The sequence below is a fragment of the Streptomyces sp. NBC_01216 genome, assembly GCF_035994945.1.
GTDB lineage: Bacteria > Actinomycetota > Actinomycetes > Streptomycetales > Streptomycetaceae > Streptomyces.
In genome coordinates this window covers 1,326,183-1,349,714 of sequence record NZ_CP108677.1, presented here as the reverse complement: position 1 = coordinate 1,349,714, position 23,532 = coordinate 1,326,183, and the positions used below count along the sequence as shown (strand labels likewise).

Annotated in this window: 23 protein-coding genes; 6 read left to right on the top strand and 17 right to left on the bottom strand. The window is 72.5% G+C overall.

Features of this window, described 5'->3' with window-relative positions; genetic code table 11:
* Positions 1-126: 126 nt before the first annotated feature.
* From OG393_RS05790 to OG393_RS05725, 14 genes are all read right to left on the bottom strand, one after another.
* Positions 127-879 (bottom strand): sirohydrochlorin chelatase, encoded by a 753-nt coding sequence (locus OG393_RS05790; protein ID WP_327373525.1) that lies wholly within the window; start codon positions 877-879, stop codon positions 127-129.
* A 12-nt stretch (positions 880-891) separates the two neighbouring features.
* Positions 892-1,776, bottom strand: coding sequence for an ABC transporter permease (locus tag OG393_RS05785; protein ID WP_327373524.1), 885 nt, complete (start codon positions 1,774-1,776; stop codon positions 892-894).
* Positions 1,763-2,557, bottom strand: a complete 795-nt coding sequence (locus OG393_RS05780; protein ID WP_327373523.1) for an ABC transporter ATP-binding protein — start codon at positions 2,555-2,557, stop codon at positions 1,763-1,765. The genes OG393_RS05785 and OG393_RS05780 overlap by 14 nt, the downstream gene beginning before the upstream one ends.
* Positions 2,558-2,599: 42 nt before the next feature.
* Positions 2,600-3,706 carry an aliphatic sulfonate ABC transporter substrate-binding protein gene (locus OG393_RS05775; protein WP_327373522.1) on the bottom strand — a complete coding sequence of 369 codons (1,107 nt, stop codon included), beginning with the start codon at positions 3,704-3,706 and terminating at the stop codon, positions 2,600-2,602.
* A gap of 193 nt (positions 3,707-3,899) precedes the next feature.
* A complete protein-coding gene (locus OG393_RS05770) occupies positions 3,900-5,246 on the bottom strand; it encodes a sulfate adenylyltransferase subunit 1 (RefSeq protein ID WP_327373521.1) in 1,347 nt (448 codons plus the stop codon).
* Positions 5,247-5,248: 2 nt separating this feature from the next.
* The gene (cysD, locus tag OG393_RS05765; RefSeq protein ID WP_327373520.1) at positions 5,249-6,184 is read right to left on the bottom strand and encodes a sulfate adenylyltransferase subunit CysD; all 936 of its coding nucleotides are present in this window, start codon (positions 6,182-6,184) and stop codon (positions 5,249-5,251) included.
* Positions 6,181-6,762, bottom strand: a complete 582-nt coding sequence (gene cysC / locus OG393_RS05760; protein ID WP_327373519.1) for an adenylyl-sulfate kinase — start codon at positions 6,760-6,762, stop codon at positions 6,181-6,183. The genes cysD and cysC overlap by 4 nt, the downstream gene beginning before the upstream one ends.
* Positions 6,744-7,451: a phosphoadenylyl-sulfate reductase gene (locus OG393_RS05755; protein ID WP_327373518.1), complete on the bottom strand. Its 708-nt coding sequence runs from the start codon at positions 7,449-7,451 to the stop codon at positions 6,744-6,746. The genes cysC and OG393_RS05755 overlap by 19 nt, the downstream gene beginning before the upstream one ends.
* The gene (locus tag OG393_RS05750; protein ID WP_327373517.1) at positions 7,448-7,627 is read right to left on the bottom strand and encodes a hypothetical protein; all 180 of its coding nucleotides are present in this window, start codon (positions 7,625-7,627) and stop codon (positions 7,448-7,450) included. The genes OG393_RS05755 and OG393_RS05750 overlap by 4 nt, the downstream gene beginning before the upstream one ends.
* A complete protein-coding gene (locus tag OG393_RS05745; RefSeq protein ID WP_327373516.1) occupies positions 7,624-9,321 on the bottom strand; it encodes a nitrite/sulfite reductase in 1,698 nt (565 codons plus the stop codon). Before OG393_RS05745 ends, OG393_RS05750 begins: the two co-directional genes overlap by 4 nt.
* 126 nt (positions 9,322-9,447) lie before the next feature.
* Positions 9,448-9,531: a putative leader peptide gene (locus OG393_RS05740; RefSeq protein ID WP_310887545.1), complete on the bottom strand. Its 84-nt coding sequence runs from the start codon at positions 9,529-9,531 to the stop codon at positions 9,448-9,450.
* Between the two features lie 359 nt (positions 9,532-9,890).
* Positions 9,891-10,460 carry a GNAT family N-acetyltransferase gene (locus OG393_RS05735; RefSeq protein ID WP_327373515.1) on the bottom strand — a complete coding sequence of 190 codons (570 nt, stop codon included), beginning with the start codon at positions 10,458-10,460 and terminating at the stop codon, positions 9,891-9,893.
* 466 nt (positions 10,461-10,926) lie between these two features.
* Positions 10,927-12,219, bottom strand: a complete 1,293-nt coding sequence (locus OG393_RS05730) for a helix-turn-helix domain-containing protein (protein WP_327373513.1) — start codon at positions 12,217-12,219, stop codon at positions 10,927-10,929.
* Between the two features lie 379 nt (positions 12,220-12,598).
* A complete protein-coding gene (locus OG393_RS05725) occupies positions 12,599-14,236 on the bottom strand; it encodes an acyl-CoA dehydrogenase family protein (RefSeq protein ID WP_327373512.1) in 1,638 nt (545 codons plus the stop codon).
* 17 nt (positions 14,237-14,253) lie between these two features.
* On the opposite strand from OG393_RS05725, the gene OG393_RS05720 reads away from it, so the two are divergent.
* The 3 genes from OG393_RS05720 (at position 14,254) to OG393_RS05710 (ending at position 18,466) form a co-directional block, all read left to right on the top strand.
* Complete coding sequence (locus OG393_RS05720) at positions 14,254-15,369, top strand: YihY/virulence factor BrkB family protein (RefSeq protein ID WP_327373511.1); 1,116 nt, start codon at positions 14,254-14,256, stop codon at positions 15,367-15,369.
* A 404-nt stretch (positions 15,370-15,773) separates the two neighbouring features.
* The gene (gene rsgA / locus OG393_RS05715; protein WP_327373510.1) at positions 15,774-16,880 is read left to right on the top strand and encodes a ribosome small subunit-dependent GTPase A; all 1,107 of its coding nucleotides are present in this window, start codon (positions 15,774-15,776) and stop codon (positions 16,878-16,880) included.
* Positions 16,881-17,041: 161 nt separating this feature from the next.
* On the top strand, positions 17,042-18,466 hold the full coding sequence (locus tag OG393_RS05710) for a bifunctional transcriptional activator/DNA repair enzyme AdaA (RefSeq protein WP_327378322.1): 1,425 nt from the start codon (positions 17,042-17,044) through the stop codon (positions 18,464-18,466).
* On the opposite strand, the gene OG393_RS05705 is transcribed toward OG393_RS05710, so the two are convergent.
* The 3 genes from OG393_RS05705 to OG393_RS05695 all read right to left on the bottom strand — a co-directional run bounded on the left by OG393_RS05705 (position 18,393) and on the right by OG393_RS05695 (position 20,450).
* Entirely contained in the window at positions 18,393-18,794 is a 402-nt protein-coding gene (locus OG393_RS05705) for a PPOX class F420-dependent oxidoreductase (protein WP_327373509.1), read from the bottom strand. The genes OG393_RS05710 and OG393_RS05705 overlap by 74 nt on opposite strands.
* Before the next feature lie 89 nt (positions 18,795-18,883).
* Entirely contained in the window at positions 18,884-19,366 is a 483-nt protein-coding gene (locus OG393_RS05700; protein ID WP_327373508.1) for a DUF456 domain-containing protein, read from the bottom strand.
* 100 nt (positions 19,367-19,466) lie between these two features.
* Positions 19,467-20,450 (bottom strand): helix-turn-helix domain-containing protein, encoded by a 984-nt coding sequence (locus OG393_RS05695; protein WP_327373507.1) that lies wholly within the window; start codon positions 20,448-20,450, stop codon positions 19,467-19,469.
* Positions 20,451-21,242: 792 nt separating this feature from the next.
* Between OG393_RS05695 and OG393_RS05690 the strand changes: the two genes are divergently transcribed.
* The 3 genes from OG393_RS05690 to OG393_RS05680 all read left to right on the top strand — a co-directional run bounded on the left by OG393_RS05690 (position 21,243) and on the right by OG393_RS05680 (position 23,476).
* On the top strand, positions 21,243-22,706 hold the full coding sequence (locus OG393_RS05690; RefSeq protein WP_327373506.1) for a protein phosphatase 2C domain-containing protein: 1,464 nt from the start codon (positions 21,243-21,245) through the stop codon (positions 22,704-22,706).
* 27 nt (positions 22,707-22,733) lie between these two features.
* Positions 22,734-22,955, top strand: a complete 222-nt coding sequence (locus tag OG393_RS05685) for a hypothetical protein (protein WP_327373505.1) — start codon at positions 22,734-22,736, stop codon at positions 22,953-22,955.
* A gap of 86 nt (positions 22,956-23,041) precedes the next feature.
* Positions 23,042-23,476 carry an ATP-binding protein gene (locus OG393_RS05680; protein ID WP_327373504.1) on the top strand — a complete coding sequence of 145 codons (435 nt, stop codon included), beginning with the start codon at positions 23,042-23,044 and terminating at the stop codon, positions 23,474-23,476.
* The last annotated feature ends 56 nt before the right edge of the window (positions 23,477-23,532 follow it).

The following is a 23,532-nucleotide window of genomic DNA, read 5'->3' as shown; positions in this document are numbered from 1 at the left end:
CCATCGGCGCTCCGGACCATCGGCGCTCCGGAGCGGTCGCCGTTCGGTCCGGACGCCATCCGGCCGGTCGGTGTCCGGATCAGCCGGTGCTCGGCCGGTCGCCGTTCGGGCCGGTCGGTGTCCGGGTCAGCCGGCCACGGGCACGCGGCGGACCACGACGGCCTGTTCGTACCGCTCCACGAGCAGTCGCGCGAGCTCCGGGGAGGGGCCCAGCACGTCCGCCAGGACGTCCGCCCCGGCCGCCCCCGCCGCGATCCGGTCCGGCAGCCGGCCCGGGGCGATGACGTACGGGGCGACCGCGACCCGCCGCACCCCGTCGGCGCGCAGGGTCCGGACGGCGTCCTCGGTCCGGGGAAGAGACGCGGAGGCGAACGCGGGCCGCACGGAGCACCAACCGGTGCGCCGCAGCTCCCGCGCCGTTTCTGCGATCACCGCGATCGCCTCCGGGTCGGTGGAGCCCGCCGAGGCCAGGACGACCCCGGTGGTGCTCTTGTCGCCGGCCGTGAGGCCGGCCTCGTACAGCCGTCGTTCCACCGCCGCCACCAGCAGCGGGGACGGGCCGAGGACCTCCGCCCGCCGGACCCGGAGGGCCGGCGGGGCCTGCCGCAGGACGGCGGGGATGTCGGCCTTCGCGTGGAACGCGCGGGTCAGCAGCAGCGGCAGTGCCACCACGTCGCGTTCCCCCTCGGCCGCGAGCCGGTCGAGGGTCACCGTCACCGATGGCCGGTCGAAGTCGAGGAACGCGGTCTCCGCGCGGAGTCCCGGGCGCAGCGACCGGGCGCGGTCGACCAGCGCCCGCACGGTCTCCGCGTGCCGGGGATCGCGGCTGCCGTGGGCGATGACGAGGAGGACCGGGCCGCCGGCGTGTCGGGTGTGCACGACCGGACCCGCTCAGCTCTTCACGAGCAGCCCGCGGCGCCGCAGCACGGCACGCTCCAGCGGGCTGAAGACCAGCAGGTCGATGGCGACGCCGACGAGCAGGATCAGGATGATGGCGAGGAAGATCCCCGGCATGTCGAAGTTGTTCCTGCCGTTCTCCAGCAGCTGCCCCAGCCCCAGGCCGAGATCGGGCGAGGACGCGATGATCTCCGCGGCCATCAGCGAGCGCCAGGAGAAGGCCCAGCCCTGCTTCAGACCCGCGAGGTATCCGGGCAGCGCGGCCGGCATGACGATGTGCCAGGCGCCCCGCAGGCCGGTCGCGCCGAGCGTCCGGCCGGCCCGCAGGAAGAGCGGCGGCACCTGATCCACGCCGGCGACCAGGCCGTTGGCGATGGACGGGACCGCGCCCAGCAGGATCACGGCGAACATCATCCGGTCGTTGAGCCCGAGCCACAGCACCGCGGGCGCCACCCAGGCGACCGACGGCAGTGACTGCAGACCCGACAGGATCGGTCCGATCGCCGTCCGCACCACGGACACCCGTGCCACGATCAGGCCGAGCGGCGTACCGATCGCCAGCGCCAGCAGGAAGCCGAGCAGCGCACGGGACACGCTCGTCCACAGAATGCCGAAGAGGGTCCCCTCCAGCCACATCGTGGACAGGCTGTCCCAGACCGCTCCGGGTGAGGGCAGTTTCCCCTCGTCGGCGACCCGCGAGCTCACCAGGAGCTGCCAGACCACCAGGACCAGCAGCACGGCGAGCAGCGGCGGCAGGACCTTCTTCAGCAGGACCTCGCCCACCGGGGTCCGCCGGACCTGCACGCTGTCCAGCGCGTCCAGGCCCGCTTCCAGGCCGGCGAGGTCGTCGGCCTGGGATGTGGTGTCAGTGCTGGCCATGGCGGCGGATCTCCCCACGCAGTTCTTCGGTGATCTCGACGGACAGTTCCGCCACGGCGGCGTCCTCGATGCGGCGCGGCTGCGGGATGCCGATGCTCCATTCCCGGGCGATCCGGCCGGGGCGCGACGACAGCAGCACCACCCGTTCTGCCAGCCGTACGGCCTCGCGCACGTTGTGGGTGACGAAGAGGACCGACAGGTTCGTCTCCCGCCAGATCCGGGTCAGCTCGTCGTGCAGGACGTCCCGGGTGATCGCGTCCAGCGCCGCGAACGGCTCGTCCATCAGCAACAGGTCGCTGTCCTGGGCCAGGGCCCTAGCCAGTGCCACCCGCTGGCGCATGCCACCGGACAGTTCGTGGACCCGCTTGCCGTAGGAGCCGCCGAGCCGGACCAGTTCGAGCAGACGTTCCGCCTCGGTGCGGCGCGCGGCCTTGGCCACCCCGCGCAGTCGCAGAGCCAGTTCGATGTTCTTGCCCGCGGTCAGCCACGGGAAGAGGGCGTGCTCCTGGAACATCAGGGCCGGCCGGCCGCCGGGGGTGTCGATGGACCCGGCGGAGGGCCGGTCGAGCCCGGCGACGAGGTTGAGCAGCGTGGACTTGCCGCAGCCGGAGGCCCCCAGCAAGGTGACGAACTCACCCGGGGCGACATCGAGCGTGATGTCGTCGAGGACGAGTTGCGGGCCGGCGGGCCCGGCGAAGGACTTCGAGACATGCTCGATCCGGGCGGCGTGGGTCACCGCCGCACGGTCCTCGGCCTTGGCGAGCGTCGCGGTCGTGGCCATGGTCGTCACCTCCTGGGAAACCTGAACTGGGGTTGTCGAGGGTTACTTGACGCCGAGACCGGCGTCGGCGACCTCGGGCTGCCCCGTGGCCTTCAGGACCTTGTTGAGCGGCTTCAGGTCGTAGATGCCGTTCAGGTCGGGCTGCTTGAGCAGACCTGCCCCGACCGCGTGCTCCGCCTGGGTCTTGAGCGTGGCGGCGAGCGGGTCGTCGGTGAAGCGGATCGAGGGCCAGGCGGCGTCGATGACCTCGCCGCTCAGTGGTTTGCCGGAGAGCTCCTCGAGCCTGGCGTTGACCGATGCCTTCGCCCGTTCGGTGTCGGCGTTGATCCACGCGTTGGTCTTCACCGTGCCGCGCAGCACCGCCTCGACGACGTCCGGGTGTGCATCGAGGAACCTCTGCGACACGATCACGTTCGTGATCACGAACTGCTTGCCGGGCCACAGGTCCGATTCGTCGAGCAGTACCTTCGCACCGTCGGCGACCAGCATGGAAGCGGTCGGCTCGGGCACCCAGGCGCCGTCCACGGAACCGGACCGGTAGGCGTCCGGAGTCACCTTGTTGTCCGTGCGGAGCACGGAGACGTCGCCCTTGCCGCTCTGGGCGTCGACCTTCCAGCCCTGGCGGCCGATCCAGTTCAGGAAGGCCACGTCCTGCGTGTTGCCGAGCTGCGGGGTGGCGATCCGCTTGCCCTTGAGGTCGGCCACGGCCCTGATCCGGTCCGGGTTCACCACCAGCTTCACCCCGCCGGACGCGGACCCGGCGATGATGCGCAGATTGCCGCCCTTGGACCGGGTGTAGCCGTTGACGGCGGGCGAAGGGCCGATGAACCCGATGTCGATCGAGCCGGCGTTGAGCGCCTCGATCTCGGAGGGGCCCGCGTTGAAGGACGAGACCTTCAACTGTGTGCCGCCCAGCTCCTTCTGGAGGATGCCTTCCCGGTCGCCCACCAGGGCGGTGGCATGCGTCAGGTTCGGGAAGTATCCGAGCCGGACCGAGTCGGCCGAGAGCTTCTCGCCCTCGGCGGCCACCCTCCGTTGGTCGCTCCGCGCCTGGGAGCCGTAGCCGCAGGAAGCGAGCACGGCGATCAGCAGCGGCAGTGCCGCGGCGGCGGCGAGTGAGCGGCGCGGGATGGCGCGGGAGGCAGGCACGGAGGTGTTCCCCTCAGGGTCTTCGCGGTTTTCGTCGTCTGTGTCGTTCGAGGCGGGGCGGGATGGCGCCGGGTACGCGGCACGCCGGTGTCAGCACGCACATCGCGCGACACCTCCTCGCCCCGCGCCGAGGGCCCCGGAGCCCACCCGGCCACCCTCCTTGGAGAAGGTGGCGTAGACGTCCTGTCTCATCTCAGAAGTCCCACCCTTCCTCTTCGGTGGCCTTCTCGGCGGCCGAGGCATCGGACCCGGCGAAGGATTCGCCGGCCATGCCGGCGGCGAGGGTGGTGCCGTCGGCGGGGTCGATGAGGAGGAAGGAGCCGGTGCGGCGGGAGTCGGCGTAGGCGTCGAGGGCGAGGGGTTCGGCGGTGCGGAGCCGGACGCGGCCGATGTCGTTGGCGACGAGCCGTCCCGGCTGGGGGTGCTGGGAGAGGTCGTCGAGGGTGAGGCGGGAGGGGATCTCCTTGACGAGGGCCTTGACCGTGCGGGTGGTGTGCTTGAGCAGGACGCGCTGGCCGAGGGTGAGCGGTGTGTCGGCGACGTGGCAGACGGTGGCTTCGACGTCCTGGCTGGTGGGCGGGGCGTCGTCGGCGGGGGCGATGAGGTCGCCGCGGGAGATGTCGATGTCGTCGGCGAGCCGGATGGTGACCGACTGGGGTGCCCAGGCGATGTCGACCGGGTCGCCGAGGGCGTCGATGGCCTCGATGGTGCTGGTCCGGCCCGAGGGGAGCACGGTGATCCGTTCGCCGACGCGGAAGGCTCCGGCGGCGATCTGCCCGGCGTAGCCGCGGTAGTCGGGGTGCTCGGCGGTCCGCGGACGGATCACGTACTGCACCGGGAAGCGGGCGTGGCAGCCTGTCAGGTCATGGCTGACCGGGACGGTCTCCAGGTGTTCGAGGACGGTGGGGCCGCCGTACCAGTCCATGTGGGCGGAGGGTTCCACGACGTTGTCGCCGGCGAGCGCGGAGAGGGGGATGGCGGTGATCTCGGGGACGCCGAGCGCGGTGGCGTACCGGGTGAACTCCTCGGCGATGGCGGCGAACACGGGCTCGGCGTAGTCGACGAGGTCCATCTTGTTGACGGCGAGGACGACGTGCGGGACGCGTAGGAGTGCGGCGACGGCGGCGTGGCGGCGGGTTTGTTCGACGACGCCGTTGCGGGCGTCGACGAGGACGAGGGCGAGGTCGGCGGTGGAGGCGCCGGTGACCATGTTGCGGGTGTACTGCACGTGGCCGGGGGTGTCGGCGAGGATGAAGCGGCGTCGGCTGGTGGCGAAGTAGCGGTAGGCCACGTCGATGGTGATGCCCTGCTCGCGTTCGGCGCGCAGGCCGTCGGTGAGCAGTGCGAGGTCGGGGGTTTCCTGGCCGCGGGAGCGGGAGGCGTGTTCGACGGCTTCGAGCTGGTCGGTGAGGACCGATTTGGAGTCGTGGAGCAGGCGGCCGACGAGGGTGGACTTGCCGTCGTCGACGGAGCCGGCGGTCGCGAAGCGCAGCAGGGTGGTGGCGGAGAGGTCGGCGAACTGTTCGGTGGTGCTGGTCATGGCTAGAAGTACCCTTCGCGTTTGCGGTCTTCCATCGCGGCCTCGGACATCTTGTCGTCGGCGCGGGTGGCGCCGCGTTCGGTGAGGCGGGAGGCGGCGATCTCGGCGATCACGGCGTCCAGGGTGGTGGCGTCGGAGTCGACGGCGCCGGTGCAGGACATGTCTCCGACGGTGCGGTAGCGCACCAGCCGCTTCTCCACCCGCTCGCCGTCCCTCGGACCGCCCCACGCTCCGGGGGCCAGCCACATCCCGTCACGGGCGAAGACCTCCCGCTCGTGCGCGAAGTAGATCCGGGGCAGGGCGATGTCCTCGCGCTGGATGTACTGCCACACGTCCAGCTCGGTCCAGTTCGACAACGGGAACACCCGCACGTGCTCACCCGGCGCGTGCCGCCCGTTGTACAGCTGCCACAGCTCGGGCCGCTGACGACGCGGGTCCCACTGCGAGAACTCGTCGCGCAGGGAGAACACCCGCTCCTTGGCCCGCGCCTTCTCCTCGTCACGCCGGCCGCCACCGAACACCGCGTCGAACCGGTGCTGACGGATCGCCTCCGTCAACGGCACCGTCTGCAACGGGTTACGCGTCCCGTCCGGGCGCTCCCGCAACCGGCCGTCGTCGATGTAGTCCTGCACGGACGCCACATGCAACCGCAGCCCGTGCGCGGCGACCGTCCGGTCCCGGTACTCCAGCACCTCGGGAAAGTTGTGCCCGGTGTCCACATGCAGCAACGTGAACGGCACCGGCGCCGGCGCGAACGCCTTCAACGCCAGATGCAGCATCACGATCGAGTCCTTACCACCGGAGAACAGGATCACCGGCCGCTCGAACTCACCCGCCACCTCACGGAAGATGTGCACCGCCTCCGACTCCAGCGAGTCGAGATGCGACAGGGCGAACGGACTGTCGGTCGCCTCGTGGACGTTGACAAGGGTGGTCACGCCAGGCCCCTCTCGGTGAGCAGCGCGTGCAGCGCCGCCGCTGACTCCTGCACGGTCTGGTTGTGGGACTCGATCCGCAGATCGGGATCGCGCGGCTCCTCGTAGGGGTCGTCGACCCCGGTGAGACCACTGATCTCACCCGCCGCCTGCCGGGCGTACAGCCCCTTCACATCACGCACCGAACACACCTCCACCGGCGCCGCGACATGCACCTCGACGTAGGGGGTGCCCTCGGACCGGTGGCGTTCGCGGACGCTCTCGCGGCTGTCCTGGTAGGGGGCGATGACCGGGACGAGGACCTTCACGCCGTGGGAGGCGAGGAGTTCGGCGACGAAGCCGATCCGCTGGACGTTGGTGTCCCGGTCCGCGCGGCCGAAGCCGAGCCCCACGGAGAGGAACGTGCGGATCTCGTCGCCGTCCAGCACCTCGACCCGATGGCCCGCACCCCGCAACCGTCCCGCGAGTTCGTGGGCGATGGTCGTCTTGCCCGCGCTCGGCAGACCGGTCAGCCAGACCGTCGCACCCGTCACGTGCTTCTCCTGATCTTCCTGAGTGTCCGTCATCCGTGCAGTCCGCATTCGGTCTTGGTGCGGCCGGCCCAGCGGCCGGCCCGTGCGTCCTCGCCCTCCGCGACCCTGCGGGTGCAGGGTGCGCAGCCGACGGAGGCGTATCCGTCCATCAGCAGGGGGTTGGTGAGGACGCCGTGCCGGGCGACGTAGGCGTCGACGTCGTCCTGCGTCCAGCGGGCGATGGGGGAGATCTTCACCTTCCGCCGCTTCTCGTCCCAGCCGACGACGGGGGTGTTCGCCCGGGTCGGGGATTCGTCGCGGCGCAGGCCGGTGGCCCACGCGCGGTAGGCGGTCAGTCCCTCCTCCAGGGGCTTGACCTTGCGCAGCGCGCAGCAAAGGTCGGGGTCGCGGTCGTGGAGGGCCGGGCCGTGCTCGGCGTCCTGCTCGGCCACCGTCCGGCGCGGGGTCAGCGTGATGACGTTGACGTCCATCACGGCGTCGACCGCGTCCCGGGTCCCGATGGTCTCGGGGAAGTGGTAGCCGGTGTCGAGGAAGACGACGTCGACGCCGGGCAGGGCGCGAGAGGCGAGGTGGGCGACGACCGCGTCCTCCATCGAGGAGGTCACGCAGAAGTCCCGGCCGAAGGTGCCGGCGGCCCACTGGAGGATCTCCAGGGCGGAGGCGTCCTCCAGGTCTCGTCCGGCCTGTTCGGCCAGGGCCTTGAGATCGGTGGCCTCGGTGAGCTGGGTCGTCGTCATGTCTCTTCCCCTCCATCGGAACGGCTCGAAGTACCCGGGGCGAGGAGCCCCAGGAACTTCAGCTGGAAGGCTCGACCGCATGCCCGGCATTCCCAGGCACCGTGTCCCTGCTCGTGGGGACGCAGGTCCTCGTCGCCGCAGTACGGGCAGTGGAACGGGGCGGCACGCTCGCTCATGACAGGGCTTCTTCCGACGCGCGCGCCGCCCAGGTGGCGAAGCGCTCGCCGTTCTCGCGCTCCTTGCCGAAGCGGGTGAGGACCCGCTCGATGTAGTCGGGGAGCTCGGTGGAGGTGACCTTCAGGCCGCGGACCTTGCGGCCGAAGCCGGCTTCAAGGCCGAGCGCGCCGCCGAGGTGGACCTGGTAGCCCTCGACCCGGTTGCCGGCGTCGTCCAGGACGAGCTGGCCCTTGAGACCGATGTCGGCCACCTGGATCCGGGCACAGGCGTTGGGACAGCCGTTGATGTTGATGGTGATCGGTTCGTCGAACTCGGGGATACGGCGCTCGAGTTCGTCGATCAGGGAGGCGCCGCGCGCCTTGGTCTCGACGATCGCCAGCTTGCAGAACTCGATACCGGTGCAGGCCATGGTGCCGCGCCGGAACGGCGAGGGATCGACCCGCAGGTCCAGGGCCTCCAGCGCGGAGACGAGGGAGTCGACCCGCGTCTCCTCCACGTCCAGGACGATCATCTTCTGTTCGGCGGTGGTGCGGACCCGGCCGGAACCGTGCGCTTCGGCGACCTCGGCGATCCTGGTGAGGGTGGCGCCGTCGACCCGGCCGACCCGCGGCGCGAACCCGATGTAGAAGCGGCCGTCCCGCTGACGGTGGACGCCGACGTGGTCGCGCCAGCGGCCCGCGGGCTGCTCGGGGGCGGGGCCGTCCGACAACTTCCGCTGGAGGTACTCGTCCTCCAGGACCTGGCGGAACTTCTCCGCGCCCCAGTCGGCGACCAGGAACTTGAGACGGGCGCGGGTGCGCAGCCGACGGTAGCCGTAGTCGCGGAAGATCGAGATGACGCCTTCGTAGACGTCGGGGACCTCGTCCAGGGAGACCCAGGTGCCCAGCCGCACGCCCAGCTTGGGGTTGGTGGACAGTCCGCCACCGACCCAGACGTCGAAGCCGGGCCCGTGCTCGGGGTGATCCACGCCGACGAAGGCGATGTCGTTGATCTCGTGCGCCACGTCGAGCAGGGGGGAGCCGGAGACCGCGGACTTGAACTTGCGGGGCAGGTTCGAGAACGCCTTGTTGCCGACGATCCGCCGCTGGATCTCGTCGATGGCGGGGGTGCCGTCGATGATCTCGTTCTCGGCGATACCGGCCACCGGCGATCCGAGGATGACACGGGGCGTGTCGCCGCACGCCTCGGTGGTGGACAGCCCGACGGCCTCCAGGCGGTTCCAGATCTCGGGAACGTCCTCGATCCGGATCCAGTGGTACTGCACGTTCTGCCGGTCCGTGAGGTCGGCTGTGCCCCGCGCGAACTCCTGGGAGATCTCACCGATCACGCGGAGCTGTGCGGTGGTGAGCCTGCCGCCGTCGATGCGGACCCGCAGCATGAAGAACTCGTCGTCCAGCTCCTCCGGCTCCAACACGCCGGTCTTGGTGCCGTCCAGACCCTGCTTGCGCTGGGTGTAGAGGCCCCACCAGCGCATGCGCCCGCGGAGGTCGTTGGGGTCGATGGAGTCGAATCCACGCTTGGAGTAGATCGTCTCAATCCGTGTCCGCACATTGAGACCGTCGTCATCCTTCTTGAACTGCTCATTGCCGTTCAGCGGGGTGAGGTGCCCCACGGCCCACTGACCCTCGCCACGGTGACGGCTCACCTTGCGGCGGGGCGTGGCGGGTGCGGGGTTTTCCGGGGTGGCGGCCATGGCGTTTTGTCCTTTGGGACTGCGGGAGGGCGGCTCTGACCTGCACACTCGTGCTCAGATCAGGTGATGGCGCGACGGTGCGCAGCAGGGTGGGGCAGAAAGGGGATCTCGGCGGTGCTGGTTCTCTCAGCGCGCCGGACAGATGGCGCTGGACATGCGGCCGAGGTCGACGTGCCGCCGACTCACCAAGGCAATTCCAGTTCCAGGCATGACGGAAGCGTGTCACGGGACTTTGGACTCAGTCCAGCTTCGTCCAAGATGTGGACGCAGATGTCTCATATCACGAGACGATGTGCTGTGGATCACTTTCCGGGCCGACGGTCAAGGACCGTGCGGTGCGGACCCGTCGGGGAGACCGGCGCGGAGCGGTGGCGGGACGGGTGACGGAAAGGGGCCCCGCGTGACGTGACGCGCCGGGGGAGGGGGCGGCCATGACGTGTACCGGGGGGTGCCCGCACGGTGCGCGGGCGGTCGCCGGGCGGACCGTGGGCGGCGGCCGCCCGCCACACGAGGGGCGCGGGCGCGGTGTCCCGGCGTAGGCCCCGGCCTCCCGGCACGGGGCCGCCGGGTCAGGCCAGCGCGCCCGGCCAGGGTCCCGGGGTCTGCGTCTCCTCCGTCTCCTCCGTCCTGGTGTCGAAGAGGCGGAACCCGCGGCGCCGGTAGTTGTCCATCGCGTGCGGGCCGTCCAGCGAGCAGGTGTGCAACCAGACCCGGCGGGTCGCCTCCCGGCCCGGCCAGCGATCGGCCAGGTCCCACGCCCGCCGCACGCCCTCGGTCAGCAGGTGGCCGCCGATCCGGCGTCCGCGGAAGGGGGCGATCAGTCCGAAGTAGATGATCTCCACGACCCCGTCGTCCTGCGGGTCCAGCTCCACGTACCCGGCGGGCGTGCCCTTCTCGTACGCCACCCAGATCTCGGCCCCCGGCTTCTCGACGATCGCCTGCCACTCCTTGTAGGAGAGGTGCAGGCGGTCGTGCCAGTGGATGTCGCCGCCGACCGCGGTATAGAGGAAGCGGCTGAACTCGGCCGACGGCACCTCGGCGCGGACGATCGTGATGTCGTCGCCCTCCGGCGCGGCGGCGGGGCTCAGATCGGACGGCGAGGTCTGTTCGAGGGACCAGATGGTGACAGAAGTGCTCATGGGCTCATCGCATCACGCCCGCGACCGGGATGCCCAGGCGGCCCCCGGCCCGCCTCCCGGGCCCGACCCGGGAGGCGGTATCCCACGGCGGCTTCGGATACGGGAGAGGCGCCGGACCTCGGGGTGACCGCCCCCGGTGCGGCGCCGTGCGCGCGATGTCGCGGGGGAGGCGGGCGCCGGCGGGTGGGTGTCGATGAGCGGCTCGCTCCGGCCGCTCGGGCCGCGGAGCCGGCCGTCCGCATGGTGGACGCTCTTCCGCCATCCGGACTCGCGCCCTCCGTGCCGCCCGCGTCCAGGAGGGGAGGCGGGGACCACGCTCCGCGGAGTCCGGCCCGCGGGACCCGGACGCCGTGCACACGGCGGTCACCGAGTCCGGCCCCGATACCGCGCGGCGCGCACGCTCCCCCGGCCGGGCCCGCCGGGCCGTCCGGGACCGCGAGGCCGTCGGCCCCTCGAGGGAAGGTCCTCAGCTCCGGGGGCCCTTCCGGACGGCCGGCGCCGTGGAGTGCGGCAGCAGGTCGTCCGGGTGGGGCGGCCGGAGGACCTCCACGGCGACCTCCTCGCTGAAGCGGTACGGCCGGTGCGCCAGCACGCCCGCCAGGTTCCTGCGTATCCGCGACATCTCCGCCCGCACCGTCACGGTCCGCGTCCGGTCACCGAAGACGTCCTCCGCCAGCTGCGCCGCCGTCCGCCCGTCCCGGTGCAGCGCCAGGACGTAGAGCAGCTCGGCATGGCGCGGGCTCAGCTCCTGCGTCCAGCTGCCGGCCGCCCCCGACACCTCCACCGACCACTGCCGCGGCCGGCTCAGGTCGAGGACCACCCGGCTCTCCGCTTCCGCCGTGCCGATCGCCGCCGGTTGCCCCTCGTCCACGCGCAGCAGCCAGCCGCCCGGCAGCGGCTCCACGGTGCAGTTCCCCAGTGACGGCAGCCAGATCCGTCCGGCGCGGAGGGACTTCGGCAGGGCCATCCGGTCCCTCAGGCGCATGCCGGTCACCGCCGCCGTCCAGCCGTGGATGTCCACGGCGACCGCCCGCCCTCCCACCCGGCACAGGATCGGCGCGGCCACCGAGCGGAGCCGTTCGATGGCCCGCGTGTGACGCTCGCGTATCTCCGCCTCCGCGAGCCGTGCCACCGACCGCACCAGCGCCAGGGTCGTCGGATGGAAGCTCGACGCGGGGCCGCTGACGTCCACGATGCCCAGCAGCCGTCCGTCGCGCGGGTCGTGCACGGGGGCGGCGGCGCAGGTCCAGCGGTGCAGTGTGTGGACGTAGTGTTCGGCGGAGTGGACCTGCACGGGCCGACGCGTCGCGAGGGCCGTCCCCACGGCGTTCGTACCGGTGCTGTGTTCGGTCCAGGCCGCGCCCTCCTCCAGGCAGATGCCGTTCGCCTGCCGCAGCACCGCGAGATTGCCCTCGCGCCACAGCACCCGGCCCTGTTCGTCCGTCACGACCATGATCTGGAGGGAGACGTCGGCGATCCCGGCGAGCCCGCCGCTCAGCGTCCGCATCACCTCCCCGAGGACCGACGTGCGCCGCCGCTCCTCCAGCTCGTCACGCCGGAGCAGCACGCTGCTGGTGCTCCGGTCCGGATCGACACCCAGCCGGAACATCCGCCGCCACGACGCGTCGATGACCGGCCGGGGCGCGATCGGAGGCATGCGCCCCGCGAGGGTCTCCTCCCTTACCCGGTACAGCAGCCGGGCGGCCTGAGCGGCGTCCATGGCCGCCAGCCGGTACATGTCGAGCTGCGTGTTCTTCATCGTTCTCTCCCAGCCACCTGCGGCGCTGAATCGGTTCTGCAGATTTCCGGAGTGTCGGAGCCCATCGTGCCGTCCGGTGTTCCCGGGTGAAGGGCTGTTGAGGTAATCCTGCAACCTCTTGCAACTCTGGCGGACATCGGCAGCGTGCAGGAGGGTGGTCCGGCAGCCGAGGGTGGTGCCGTGTCGGCGCAGCACCACCCCCGGTTCTTCCGCGCGCGCCGACCCCCGCGGGTCCACCCCTGGCGCGCGCGGACAAGGGCACAGCGGAGGCGCCGTACGGGGCGGGAGCCGTCCGGTACGGGCTCCGGCACCGGCCCGGGGGGACGCGCCCCGAGGGCCCCGCACGCCCCGGTGCCCACTTCGGTCCGGTGACAGGCGCTCAGGTCACCGCCCGCGCCCGCTCCACCACCGATCCGAGATCCAGGGTGGCCGGCAGCGTCCCGAAGGCCGCCCCTCCGTCGCCACCCAGCCGTGCGGCGCAGAACGCGTCCGCCACCTCCGCCGGTGCCCACCGCACCAGCAGGGAGCCCTGCAGCACGAGCGCCATCCGCTCCACCAGCCGCCGCGCCCGGCCCTCGATCGCGTGGAGATCGGCCAGCTCGGTCAACACGCCGCGGATCGCGCCGTCGAGCCGGTGGTCCGCGCCCCGCGCCGCGCCCACCTCCGTCAGGAAGGCGTTCAGCGCCGACGGCTCCCGCTGGAGTGCCCGCAGCACGTCCAGCGCCTGGACGTTGCCCGAACCCTCCCAGATCGAGTTGAGCGGCGACTCGCGCAGGAGCCGGGGCATCCCCGACTCCTCCACGAAGCCGTTCCCGCCGAGGCACTCCAGCGCCTCCGCCACCACCGGAGTGCACCGCTTGGTCACCCAGTACTTCGCCGTCGGCACCGCGATCCGCAGCAACGCCCGCTCCGCGTCCGTGCCGGCGTCGTAGGCCGCCGCGAGCCGCATGCCGAGGACCGTCGCCGCCTCCGACTCCAGGGCCAGATCGGCCAGCACGTTGCGCATCAGCGGCTTCTCGATCAGTACGCCGCCGAACGCCCGCCGGTACGCGGTGTGGTGCACGGCCTGCGCCACCGCCTGCCGCATCAGCGCCGCCGAGCCCAGCACACAGTCCAGCCGGGTCGCCGCCACCATCCCGATGACCGTGCGGACGCCGCGCCCCTCCTCGCCGACCCGGCGCGCCCAGGTCGTGCCGTCGAACTCCACCTCCGCCGAGGCGTTCGCCCGGTTGCCGAGCTTCTCCTTGAGGCGCTGGATCGCGAACGCGTTGCGGGTGCCGTCCGGCAGGACCCGCGGCACCAGGAAGCAGGTCAGGCCTCCGGGCGCCTGTGCCAGGACCAGGAACCCGTCGGACATCGGCGCCGAGCAGAACCACTTGTGCCCGGTGAGGAGGTACGTGCCCTCCTCGGCCAGCGGTCGCGCCCCGGTCGTGTTCGTACGGACGTCGCTGCCGCCCTGCTTCTCGGTCAGGCCCATGCCGAACAGCACCCCGGACTTCCCGGCCGGCGGCCGCAGTCCCCGCTCGTACACACGCGAGGTCAGCAACGGCTCCCAGACGGCGGCCAGCTCCGGATCGGTCCGCAGCGCGGGCACCGCCGCGTGCGTCATCGACACCGGGCAGCCGTGCCCCGACTCGGCCTGTGTCGCCACCAGGAAGCCCGCCGCCCTGCGGACATGTCCACCCGGACGGCCCCACGCGTCGGTCAGCCCGGCGTTGACGGCCTTGCCGAGGAGCCGGTGCCACGCGGGGTGGAAGTCGACCTCGTCGATCCGGTTGCCGTACCGGTCGTGCGTGCGCAGCCGCGGCGGGTACGCGTCGGCGAGCACCCCCCACTCCCGCACCTGCGCCGAACCGGCGGCCCGGCCCAGGGACACGAGGTCCGCCCGCGCCCCGGCGAGATCCTCGGGTGCCAGATGTCGTTCGACGGACTCCGCCAGAGCCCGGTCGGATGTGAAGACGTCGTATCCCACCAGGGGCGGAGCCTGATTGGTCACGGTGTGGGTGCCGGCTGCCATGCCGATACGGTAAGGACGTGCAGGCAGCGAAGGAAAACCCCGAGCGGCGGCCCGGGAGCAGACTCCACCGGGCGCGAGTCCTCTACCGCAACGTGTCGAAGCGGAAACTGGTCTGGCTGCTCCTGAAGGACACCGTCAACTCGTGCATCGAGTACCGCATCCTCGGACTCGCCGCCGAGGCGGCGTTCTTCACGCTGCTGTCGCTGCCCCCGCTGCTGCTCGGCATGATCGCGCTGCTCGGCTACGCGGACGACTGGACCAACACCGACACGGTGGCCAGCATCGAGCAGAACATTCTCAACGCCGCCGGAACGGTCCTCTCCGACCGCGGCGTCCAGGACATCGCCAAACCGGTCCTCGACGACGTCACCCAGGGCAAACGCCCCGAGTTGATCTCCCTCGGCTTCGCCATCGCCCTGTGGTCCGGATCGCGGGCCGTGAACGTCTTCATCGACACCATCACCGTCATGTACGGACTCGACGGGCACCGGGGCATCGTCAAGACCCGGCTCCTCGCCTTCCTGCTCTACATCGTGGCGCTGCTGATCGGCGCGGTCGTCCTACCGCTCGCGGTCGTCGGACCCGACCGGGTGGTGGAACTCGTCCCCTGGGGCACGGAAGTGGTCTCCGTGCTGTACTGGCCGGCCGTCATCCTGCTCTCCGTCGCCTTCCTCACGACGCTCTACCACGTGTCGGTCCCGGTCCGTTCGCCCTGGATCGAGGACATTCCCGGGGCGCTGGTGGCCCTCGGTATGTGGGTCCTCGGCAGCTTCCTGCTCCGGATCTACCTGACCAGCCAGGTGGAGGGACCCACGATCTACGGTTCCCTCGCCGCGCCTATCGCGGTCCTGCTCTGGATCGGCATCTCGGCCTTCGCGGTGCTGGTCGGCGCGGCGGTGAACGCCGCGATCGACCGGGTGTGGCCCTCGGTCGCCACCGCGGCGGCGCGTGAGGCCACCGACCGAGCCCGTGCCGCGCAGGCCGCGGACCTCGTCGCCCGTCTGCGGGCGGAGGCGGACGACGTGGACGAGGACGACCCGGACATGCCGTCGGAGTTCCCGGAACGCTGGTCGAAGTTCCTTCCGCCCGACGACGTGAAGTCGCGCCTGCACTCGGGGTGGGAGAAGGACTGACAGCGACCCGGGAGGCCGGTCACGGGCCGCCCCGCCCGCCGCTGAGGCTTCCCCGTGGCGCCGGCGGACCGTCCGGCGCGGCGGAGGTACCGCCCTCGCTCGATGACCGCCCCGTCCGATCGGTGGTGCCTTCCGATCGACGCTCCCGTCCGATCGATGGTGCCGCCTAATCGGTGGCGCCGTGTCCTGGCGCGGGGCTATGGTTCTGCTCATCCGTTCCCGAGCGGACGGTGTCGGCACGTCGAGAAGAAGCAGGAGGTGAGGACATTGATGACTGTCACGGTGACGGGCTCTGCCCGCATTCAGGAGTTCATCGTTCCCACCCCCGTGGCCTCCGGCTGACACCCACTCGAACTTCCGCGCGCGAAGCGCGCTGCCGGGGCCGCCCTTCGAAGGGTTCCCCCTTGTCTTCCTCCTCTTCGCAGGACTCCACCTCGCACGCCCTCGCCCCGTACGGCTGGGACACCGGCTGGGAGGGCGAGTTCGCCCCCCACGCCGCGCGGGGACTGCTTCCGGGCCGGGTCGTCCGGGTCGACCGCGGTCAGTGCGACCTGGTCACTCCCGAGGGCGTCGTCCGGGCCGACACCACCTTCGTCACGCCGCACGACCCCCTGCGGGTGGTCTGTACGGGTGACTGGGTCGCCGTCGACCCCGAGGGCAGTGATCCGCGGTACGCGCGGACGATCCTTCCCCGCCGGACCGCCTTCGCCCGGTCCACCTCGTCCAAGCGGTCCGAGGGCCAGATCCTCGCCGCCAACGTCGACCACGCGATCATCACGGTCTCGCTCGCCGTCGAGCTGGACCTCGGCCGGATCGAACGCTTCCTCGCCCTGGCCTGGGAGTCGGGCGCGCAGCCGCTGGTCGTGCTGAGCAAGGCCGACCTCGTGCCCGACCCCGTCGGGCTCTCCTACCTCGTCCAGGACGTCGAGACGACGGCGCCGGGAGTCCAGGTGCTGCCGGTCAGCTCCACGACCGGCGAGGGCCTGGAGGAGCTCGCCGCGGTCGTGTCGGGTGGCACGAGCGTGCTGCTCGGCGTGTCCGGCGCCGGGAAGTCCACCCTCGCCAACACGCTCCTCGGCGAGGACGTCATGTCGGTCCATGCCGCCCGGGACGTGGACGGAAAGGGACGCCACACCACGACCACACGCAACCTGCTCGTACTGCCCGGGGGCGGTGTTCTGATCGACACACCGGGGCTGCGGGGAGTCGGCCTCTGGGACGCCGGCCACGGAGTGGGACAGGTCTTCTCGGAGATCGAGGGCCTGGCGGAGGAGTGCCGCTTCCACGACTGCGTCCACGAGACGGAACCGGGCTGCGCGGTGACCGCCGCCGTCGAGGACGGCTCCCTCCCCGTCCGCCGCCTGGAGAGCTACCGCAAACTCCTGCGGGAGAACCAGCGCATCGTCGCCAAGACGGATGCCCGCGTCCGCGCCGAGATCCTCAAGGACTGGAAGCGCAAGGGCGCGGAAGGCCGGGCGGCGCTGGAGGCGAAGCGCGGCCGGGTCCGCTGAGCGACGCCGGAGCCGGTGGTCCCGGGCCGGTCGCGCGCGTACCCCGCCCGGTACGCGCGTGACCGGCCCGGCCCGTGTACGCCCCCCGACGGCACGCCCTGCGACGCCATGTCCGAATACCGCCAGTCACGGCCTCGCGGCTCCCGCACACTGGAACCGTGATGGACGAGGACACCAGGTACGAGGCGGTCAGCAGCCGGGACGCGCGGTTCGACGGCGCGTTCTTCTTCGCCGTCGAGACCACCGGGATCTACTGCCGCCCCAGCTGCCCCGCGGTCACGCCGAAGCGCAAGAACGTCACGTTCTTCCCCACGGCCGCCGCCGCCCAGGGACACGGCTTCCGGGCGTGCCGTCGGTGCCGGCCCGACGCCGTGCCCGGCTCCGCCGAGTGGAACGTCCGCGCCGACGTCGTCGGACGCGCCATGCGGCTGATCGGCGACGGCGTCGTCGACCGCGAAGGCGTCCCCGGACTCGCCGGGCGCCTCGGCTACAGCGCCCGGCAGCTACAGCGGCAGCTCACCGCCGAGGTCGGCGCGGGCCCGGTCGCCCTCGCCCGCGCCCAACGGGCGCACACCGCGCGCCTCCTCCTCCAGACCACGAGCCTGCCGGTCACCGAGATCGCCTTCGCCTCGGGCTTCGCCAGCGTGCGCCAGTTCAACGACACGATCCGCCGCGTCTACGCCAGGACCCCTACCGCGCTCCGAGCCGAGTCCGGTACCGGCGCCGGCCCGCGCACCGCCCTCACCGCCGGGGTGCCGCTGCGGCTCGCGCGCCGGGGCCCGTACGCCGCCCGTGAGGTCTTCGACCTCCTCGCCGCAGAGGCCCTGCCGCACATCGAGGAAGTCCTCGGCGCCTCCGGCTCCCGCACCTACCACCGGACGCTGCGCCTTCCCTACGGCACCGGCATCGTCTCGGTGGACGAACACGCCGCCGGGCCCTGGCTGGAGGCCCGGATCCGTCTCACCGACCTGCGCGACCTCACCACCGCCGTCCAGCGGCTGCGCCGGCTGTTCGACCTGGACGCCGACCCGTACGCCGTCGCGGAGCGCCTGGGCGCGGACCCGGAGCTCGCCGAACGGGTCGCCGCCCGCCCCGGCCTGCGTTCGCCGGGCGCGGCCGACCCCGAGGAGTTCGCGCTGCGCGGTGTCGTCGGCCCGCGGGAGGCCGCGCGGCTGGCCCGGAGCCACGGCACCGCGCTGGACAGGGCCCACGGCGCCCTCACCCATGTGTTCCCCGAGCCCGCCGCGCTCACCGGCCACCCCGTCGCCGGGCCGCTGGCGGTCGCCCTGACCGACGGGACCGTACGCCTCGACCCCGGCGCCGACCGTGATGCGGCGGAACGGACACTGCGCGAGGTCCCCGGTGTCACGGCCGCCCTCGCGGGCCTCATCCGCATGCGCGGCCTCGGAGACCCGGACGTGGCCCCCGAGGGCGGCCCGGACGCGGAGAACTGGCGCCCTTGGCGCTCCTACGCCCTGCGCCATCTGGAACCGCCGGCCGCCGAGGCAGCCGTCACGGAGCGGACCGGTTCTCCCCGGGAGCCGTCAGACCCCAGCTGTGGACCCGGCGCGGACGAATCCGGATGACCTCCTCGCTGAAGTGCGGGCCGAGCTCGTGCGGCCCCTCCAGCAGTTCGGCCTCGCCCCGGATCTCCACCCCGCGTACCCGCCAGGGGTGCGTGCTGACCAGGTCGTCGACCACCAGGGCGACCTTCGGATGGGCCTGGAGGTTCCGCCACTTCTTCGTCCGGCCCATGGCCATGCCGCCGACGAGGACCGTGCCGTCCTCCCGCGGGAAGAACCCGACGGGGTTGGCCTGCGGCTGGCCGTGGCCGTCGACGGTGGCCATTCTGCCGAGACGCTGACTGTCCAGGTAGGCGCGTTCCGCCTCGGTGAAGCCCTCGAAATCCCTCATGGGGTCAGCTTCGCGCACCGGCCCGGCCCCGGCATCGGCGTGCGGACCGATCCTCGTCCGGGACCCTGGACCTGATACCGCATCGGATCTCAGCCCCAGAGGACGGCCCCCGCCCAGGCCCCGGCGATCAGCAGGCAGGCGAACAGCTCCACGAGCACGCTGGTGCCCACGGCGCGCATCACCGTCCGGGTGGAGGCCCTGGCCTGGCCGTGGCCGCCGAGCCGGAGGCGTTCGCAGAGGTAGATCCCTCCGACGAAGCCGGGGATCGCGCCGATCACGGGGACCAGGACGAATCCGAGCAGGGCGCCCACGCCCGCGTAGGTCACCATCCGCCGTGTGATGCCCAGCCCGCGGATCCGGCGCGGGGGCAGCTGCCATACGACCACCTGGGTGAGCAGGAGCAGCGCCGTCGAGGAGACCAGCAGGATCCAAGCGAGCCGGGTCTGCACGTGCAGCGACCACCAGAGCATCGCGGCCCACACCAGCCACGGCCCCGGCACGCCGGGAGCGAGCACCCCGAACAGGCCGAGCAGCATGACCATCGCGACCAGCAACAGCTGCCACACACCCATCTGCCCAGCGTGCAGGACGGGCGACGTCCCCGCAGGTCGCGGGCATCGGTGGGGGGACCCGCCCGGACCGGTCCGGGGCGCCGGGTGCCGGCCCGCGCCGTCAGCTCCGGGTCACCCAGCCCTTCTCGTACGCGTGCCAGCCGAGCTGGAGGCGCGTCGTCACGCCCGTCAGCTCCATCAGGCCCTTCACCCGCCGCTGGACCGTGCGCAGGCCCAGGTCCAGCTGCTTGGCGACGCTCGCGTCCGTCATGCCCGCGAGCAGCAGGGACAGCACCTCCAGATCGGTCGCGTCCGGTCCGGGGAACTCCGTCTCCGCCACCTGGGCGCCCGCGCCCAGCCGCAGTGGGAGAGCCTCGCGCCAGACCGACTCGAAGAGGCCCATCAGCGACTCCAGGAGCCCGCTCGGGTGGACCACCAGCGCCGCCGGTTCGGCGCCGCGGCCGGTCAGCGGGACCATGGCCAGGGCTCGGTCGGCCACCACCAGTTTGGTGGGGACCCGGTCCGCCACCCGGATCAGCTCCTCGCGGCCGAGGGCAGCCGCCAGCTCGATGACGCCCGACGGCAGGGTCAGCACCTCGCGCTCGACGACCACGCGGTAGGCCACGCCCCGCTTCGCCGCGAGCTCCTCGGCATCGTTGTCGACGCCGCTCACCGCGATCGGCTTCCCGGTCACCAGCGCGCACACCTCCTCGGTCGCGCCCAACTGGAGCTGGAGGAAGCGGTGGGTGACCGCGCTCGCCCCGGTCACCACCTCCACCAGGTCGTGCACGGCCGGCTGCGCCGCCTCCGCCCGGTACTCCTGGGCGAGCAGCGCCGCCGCCAGCTCGGCCTGCTCGAGTTCGTGCCGCTGCTGGGTCAGCAGCGCGCCCAGCGCCACTCCGGGGGGCGCCGCCACCCAGCGGCCGGTGCCCGACGAGGACTGCGCGGCGAGGCCCTGGGACTCCAGCCGCCGCAGCGTCCGCTCGGTGTCGGACTCCGGCAGCGCGAGACGGTGCGCCAGATCCGTGACCTCGGCAGCGCCCAGCGCGACCAGCGCGCGGTACGCCGACTCCTGCCGTTCGTCGAGGCCTATTGCTCCCAGCATCGCTGTCCCCACCCCTCGCCGGACGTCCGGGACGCCTCGGGACACTCCGGGGACGCCCAGCGGACGTGTTCGTTCCGTTGGTGCCTGGCGGGAATCGGCCACGGCGCATTCCCGCCCCGCACATCATCCCTGTAACGGCCTCACCTCTGCCAATGTGGCGTCACGGCAGCACCACCGGTTGCCGCGCACGAGCCCTCTTTCACCCGCCTCGTGCCGGATGGGGACGAGGAGAACGATGTCGCCGACGCCGCGAACGGTCCTGGGGTCGGCCCTCGCCGCCCCGGCCGGAGGCGCGGGCGAAGGTCCCGTCCGCGGCCACACCGGCACGGCCCACACCGGCACGACCCGGCCCGGGGCCGTCACCGAGGCGCGGAATTCCGCCACCGTGGCCGACGAGACGGTCTACTCTCAGGACATCCCGGTGCTCCACCCGTGGTACGACCTTCCGGAGGGCGGACGCACGCCCCCGCCGCGACCGGCCGAAGACCGGCCCGGCGGAGGAGTAGCGGAGGAGGAGCGACGGGGTGACCGGTCACCCCGTACACCGGTCACCCGGACACCGGCCGCCGCGACTTCCGGGGGCGTCCCGGCGACCGCACGGACGGACGCCACGGGGCGGCCCCGTCCCCCAGACCGTGATCCGCGCTGACGACGTGCGCTGATCACGCCGGTCCGCCGGGCGTCCTTCCCGTGGGGGGTGGGGTCGCCCGGCGGACTCCTTTTTCGCGTCCCTCGCCGCGCATTTCCCGATGTCCTGTTTTCGGGCGGCCTGTGCGGTGGACAATAGGGGCCATGACTCAGCAGGGGGACGACTGGTGGGACAAGCTCTACGACGCGTCGATGCCGGAGACCTCACCGACCGCCACGGGTGACACGCTGGACGACCGTTTCGACTCGGCCGCACGGGCCGCCGCACCCCGGGAAGCGCCACCGCGTCCGCCGTCCGGGCCGCCCCCGGTCCGGGGCCCGATGCCCGGGGCACCCCCGTCCGAGCGGTCGGTCTCCGAAGTACCGGCCTACGAGGTGCCACCCTACGAGGTGCCGCCCTACGAACCACCGGCCCCCGAGCCACCCGCCCCCGTCCGGCCCGCACCGGCGCGACCGGCTCCGGAACGCGCCGCGCCCTTACCGCCCGCACCGCCGCCTCCCACGCCCGAGCCCCCCGCCCCGCCGCCTCCCGCCCCACCGGCCCCGGAACGGCCCGCGCCCGTACCGCCGACGGCGGCGCCGGTGCCGCCGCCGACCGTGGAGGTCCCCGTCCCCGGGCCCCGGGCCGGTCACATCGGCAGCCGCCCGCCCACGTACGACCCGGAACCCACCGCGCTGCCCGCCGCTCATCCAGGAGAGCTGGCCGGGCTGGTCCCGGACACCGTCCTGGACGGCGCCCACTACGGTCTCTGCACCCTGCGCGCCGCCTCCGTCCGCGGTGACTCCGCCCGCTTTCGCGGCGAACCGCGCCGCGACGCCCTGCTCACCGCCCGCTTCGGCCGCGACGAGGCCGCGCTCGTCCTCGTCGCCGTGGCCGGCGGCGCCCGCGCGGCGGAGGGAGCCCACCTGGCGGCGGCCGACGCCTGCCGCTGGATCGGCGAGGCCGTCGGCCGCAGCCACGCACGGCTCGCCGAGGACATCAGAGCCGGGCGCCGCGGTGACCTCAAGTCCGGACTCCACCGGCTCACCGACCGTACCTACGGCCGGCTCAGGGCCCGTGCCGCCGAGCGGGACGTGGCACCGGAGGAGTACACCGCGAGCCTGCGCTGTCTGCTGCTCTCGGCCGACCCCGACTGTCGTACCCGCGTCTTCTTCGGCATCGGCCGCGGCGGACTCTTCCGTCTCCGGGACGGCGCCTGGCAGGACATCGAGCCCCGCGTCCCCGAAGCCGCCGCGCGGGCCGGCGCGCCCGTGGTCGGTTTCGGCTCGCCGCCCCAGGAACCCCCGGAACAGGCGGCGGACGGCGACCGGCTCACCATGGACCTCGGTGTCACGACTCCACCGGGCCCCGTCGCCGACGTTCCGCTGCCGCCGCCCGCGGAGCCGTTCCGGTTCCGTGCCTCCGTCGCCCGGCCCCGTGACGTCCTGCTGCTCGCGTCGAACGGCCTCGCCGAGCCGATGCGCGGCGAACCCGCGCTCGCGGCGGAACTCGCGGAACGCTGGGCGGGCCCCGTCGCTCCCGGACTCGCCGCCTTCCTCGCCGACACCCAGGTCCGGGTGAAGGGGTACGCCGACGACCGTACGGGGGTCGCCGTCTGGGAGGCGTAACCCCACGGCCCGTGGGTTGAGGGACGCATGGCCAAACAGAGTGTCGCTGAGCAGTTCGTCGGCATCCTCGTCCGGGCGGGCGTCCAGCGCCTGTACGGGTGCAGGCTCGGCGACCCCGTCCGCGGCCACCGGGGGCGGACGCCGCCGGGGTACCCGTACCGGGCCCGGCGCACCGTCCGTGATCCGGCGCGTCGCGCCTCTCCCGCCCCGCGCGCGGACCGGGCGTACGCCCACGAGCGCGTGTGGTGACGATCCGGTAGGCATGCGGGCCGGCCGGCGGGGCATGCATCCCCGTGAGCCTGTTCGAGGCGGGAAGACCGTGGAGTCGTGACGACATGTGGGTGGGGGATATGGCCGGGGAGGCGACGGAGCCGACTCAACTGCTGAGGAAGGTCGGTGGCACGGAACTCACCGCGGTGCCGGAGGTCCGGCACGCCCTGCGCGCGATGCTGGGCACCTGGGGTGGGCCAGGGGCTTCCGATGTGGCCGAGTTGCTGACCAGCGAGCTGGTGACCAACGCGATCATTCATACGGAGCACGGCGCGGTGGTCACCGCGACCGTCGTCCCCGACAGCCTCAGGGTCGAGGTCCGGGACTTCGTCTCCGGGCTGGCCGGACTCGCCGGGCCACCCGCGCCGGCCGCCGAGGACGGCACCCACGGAAGAGGGCTGTTCCTCGTCGAGGCGCTGGCCGACTCCTGGGGCGTCGAGGACCAGGGGACCGGCGCCGGCAAGATCGTGTGGTTCGAACTGAACGGGGCGGCTGCCTGAGAACCTGTCGGTCGAGGTCACCCGACAGGACCTGAGAGCCTCTCGGACGCCGTCGG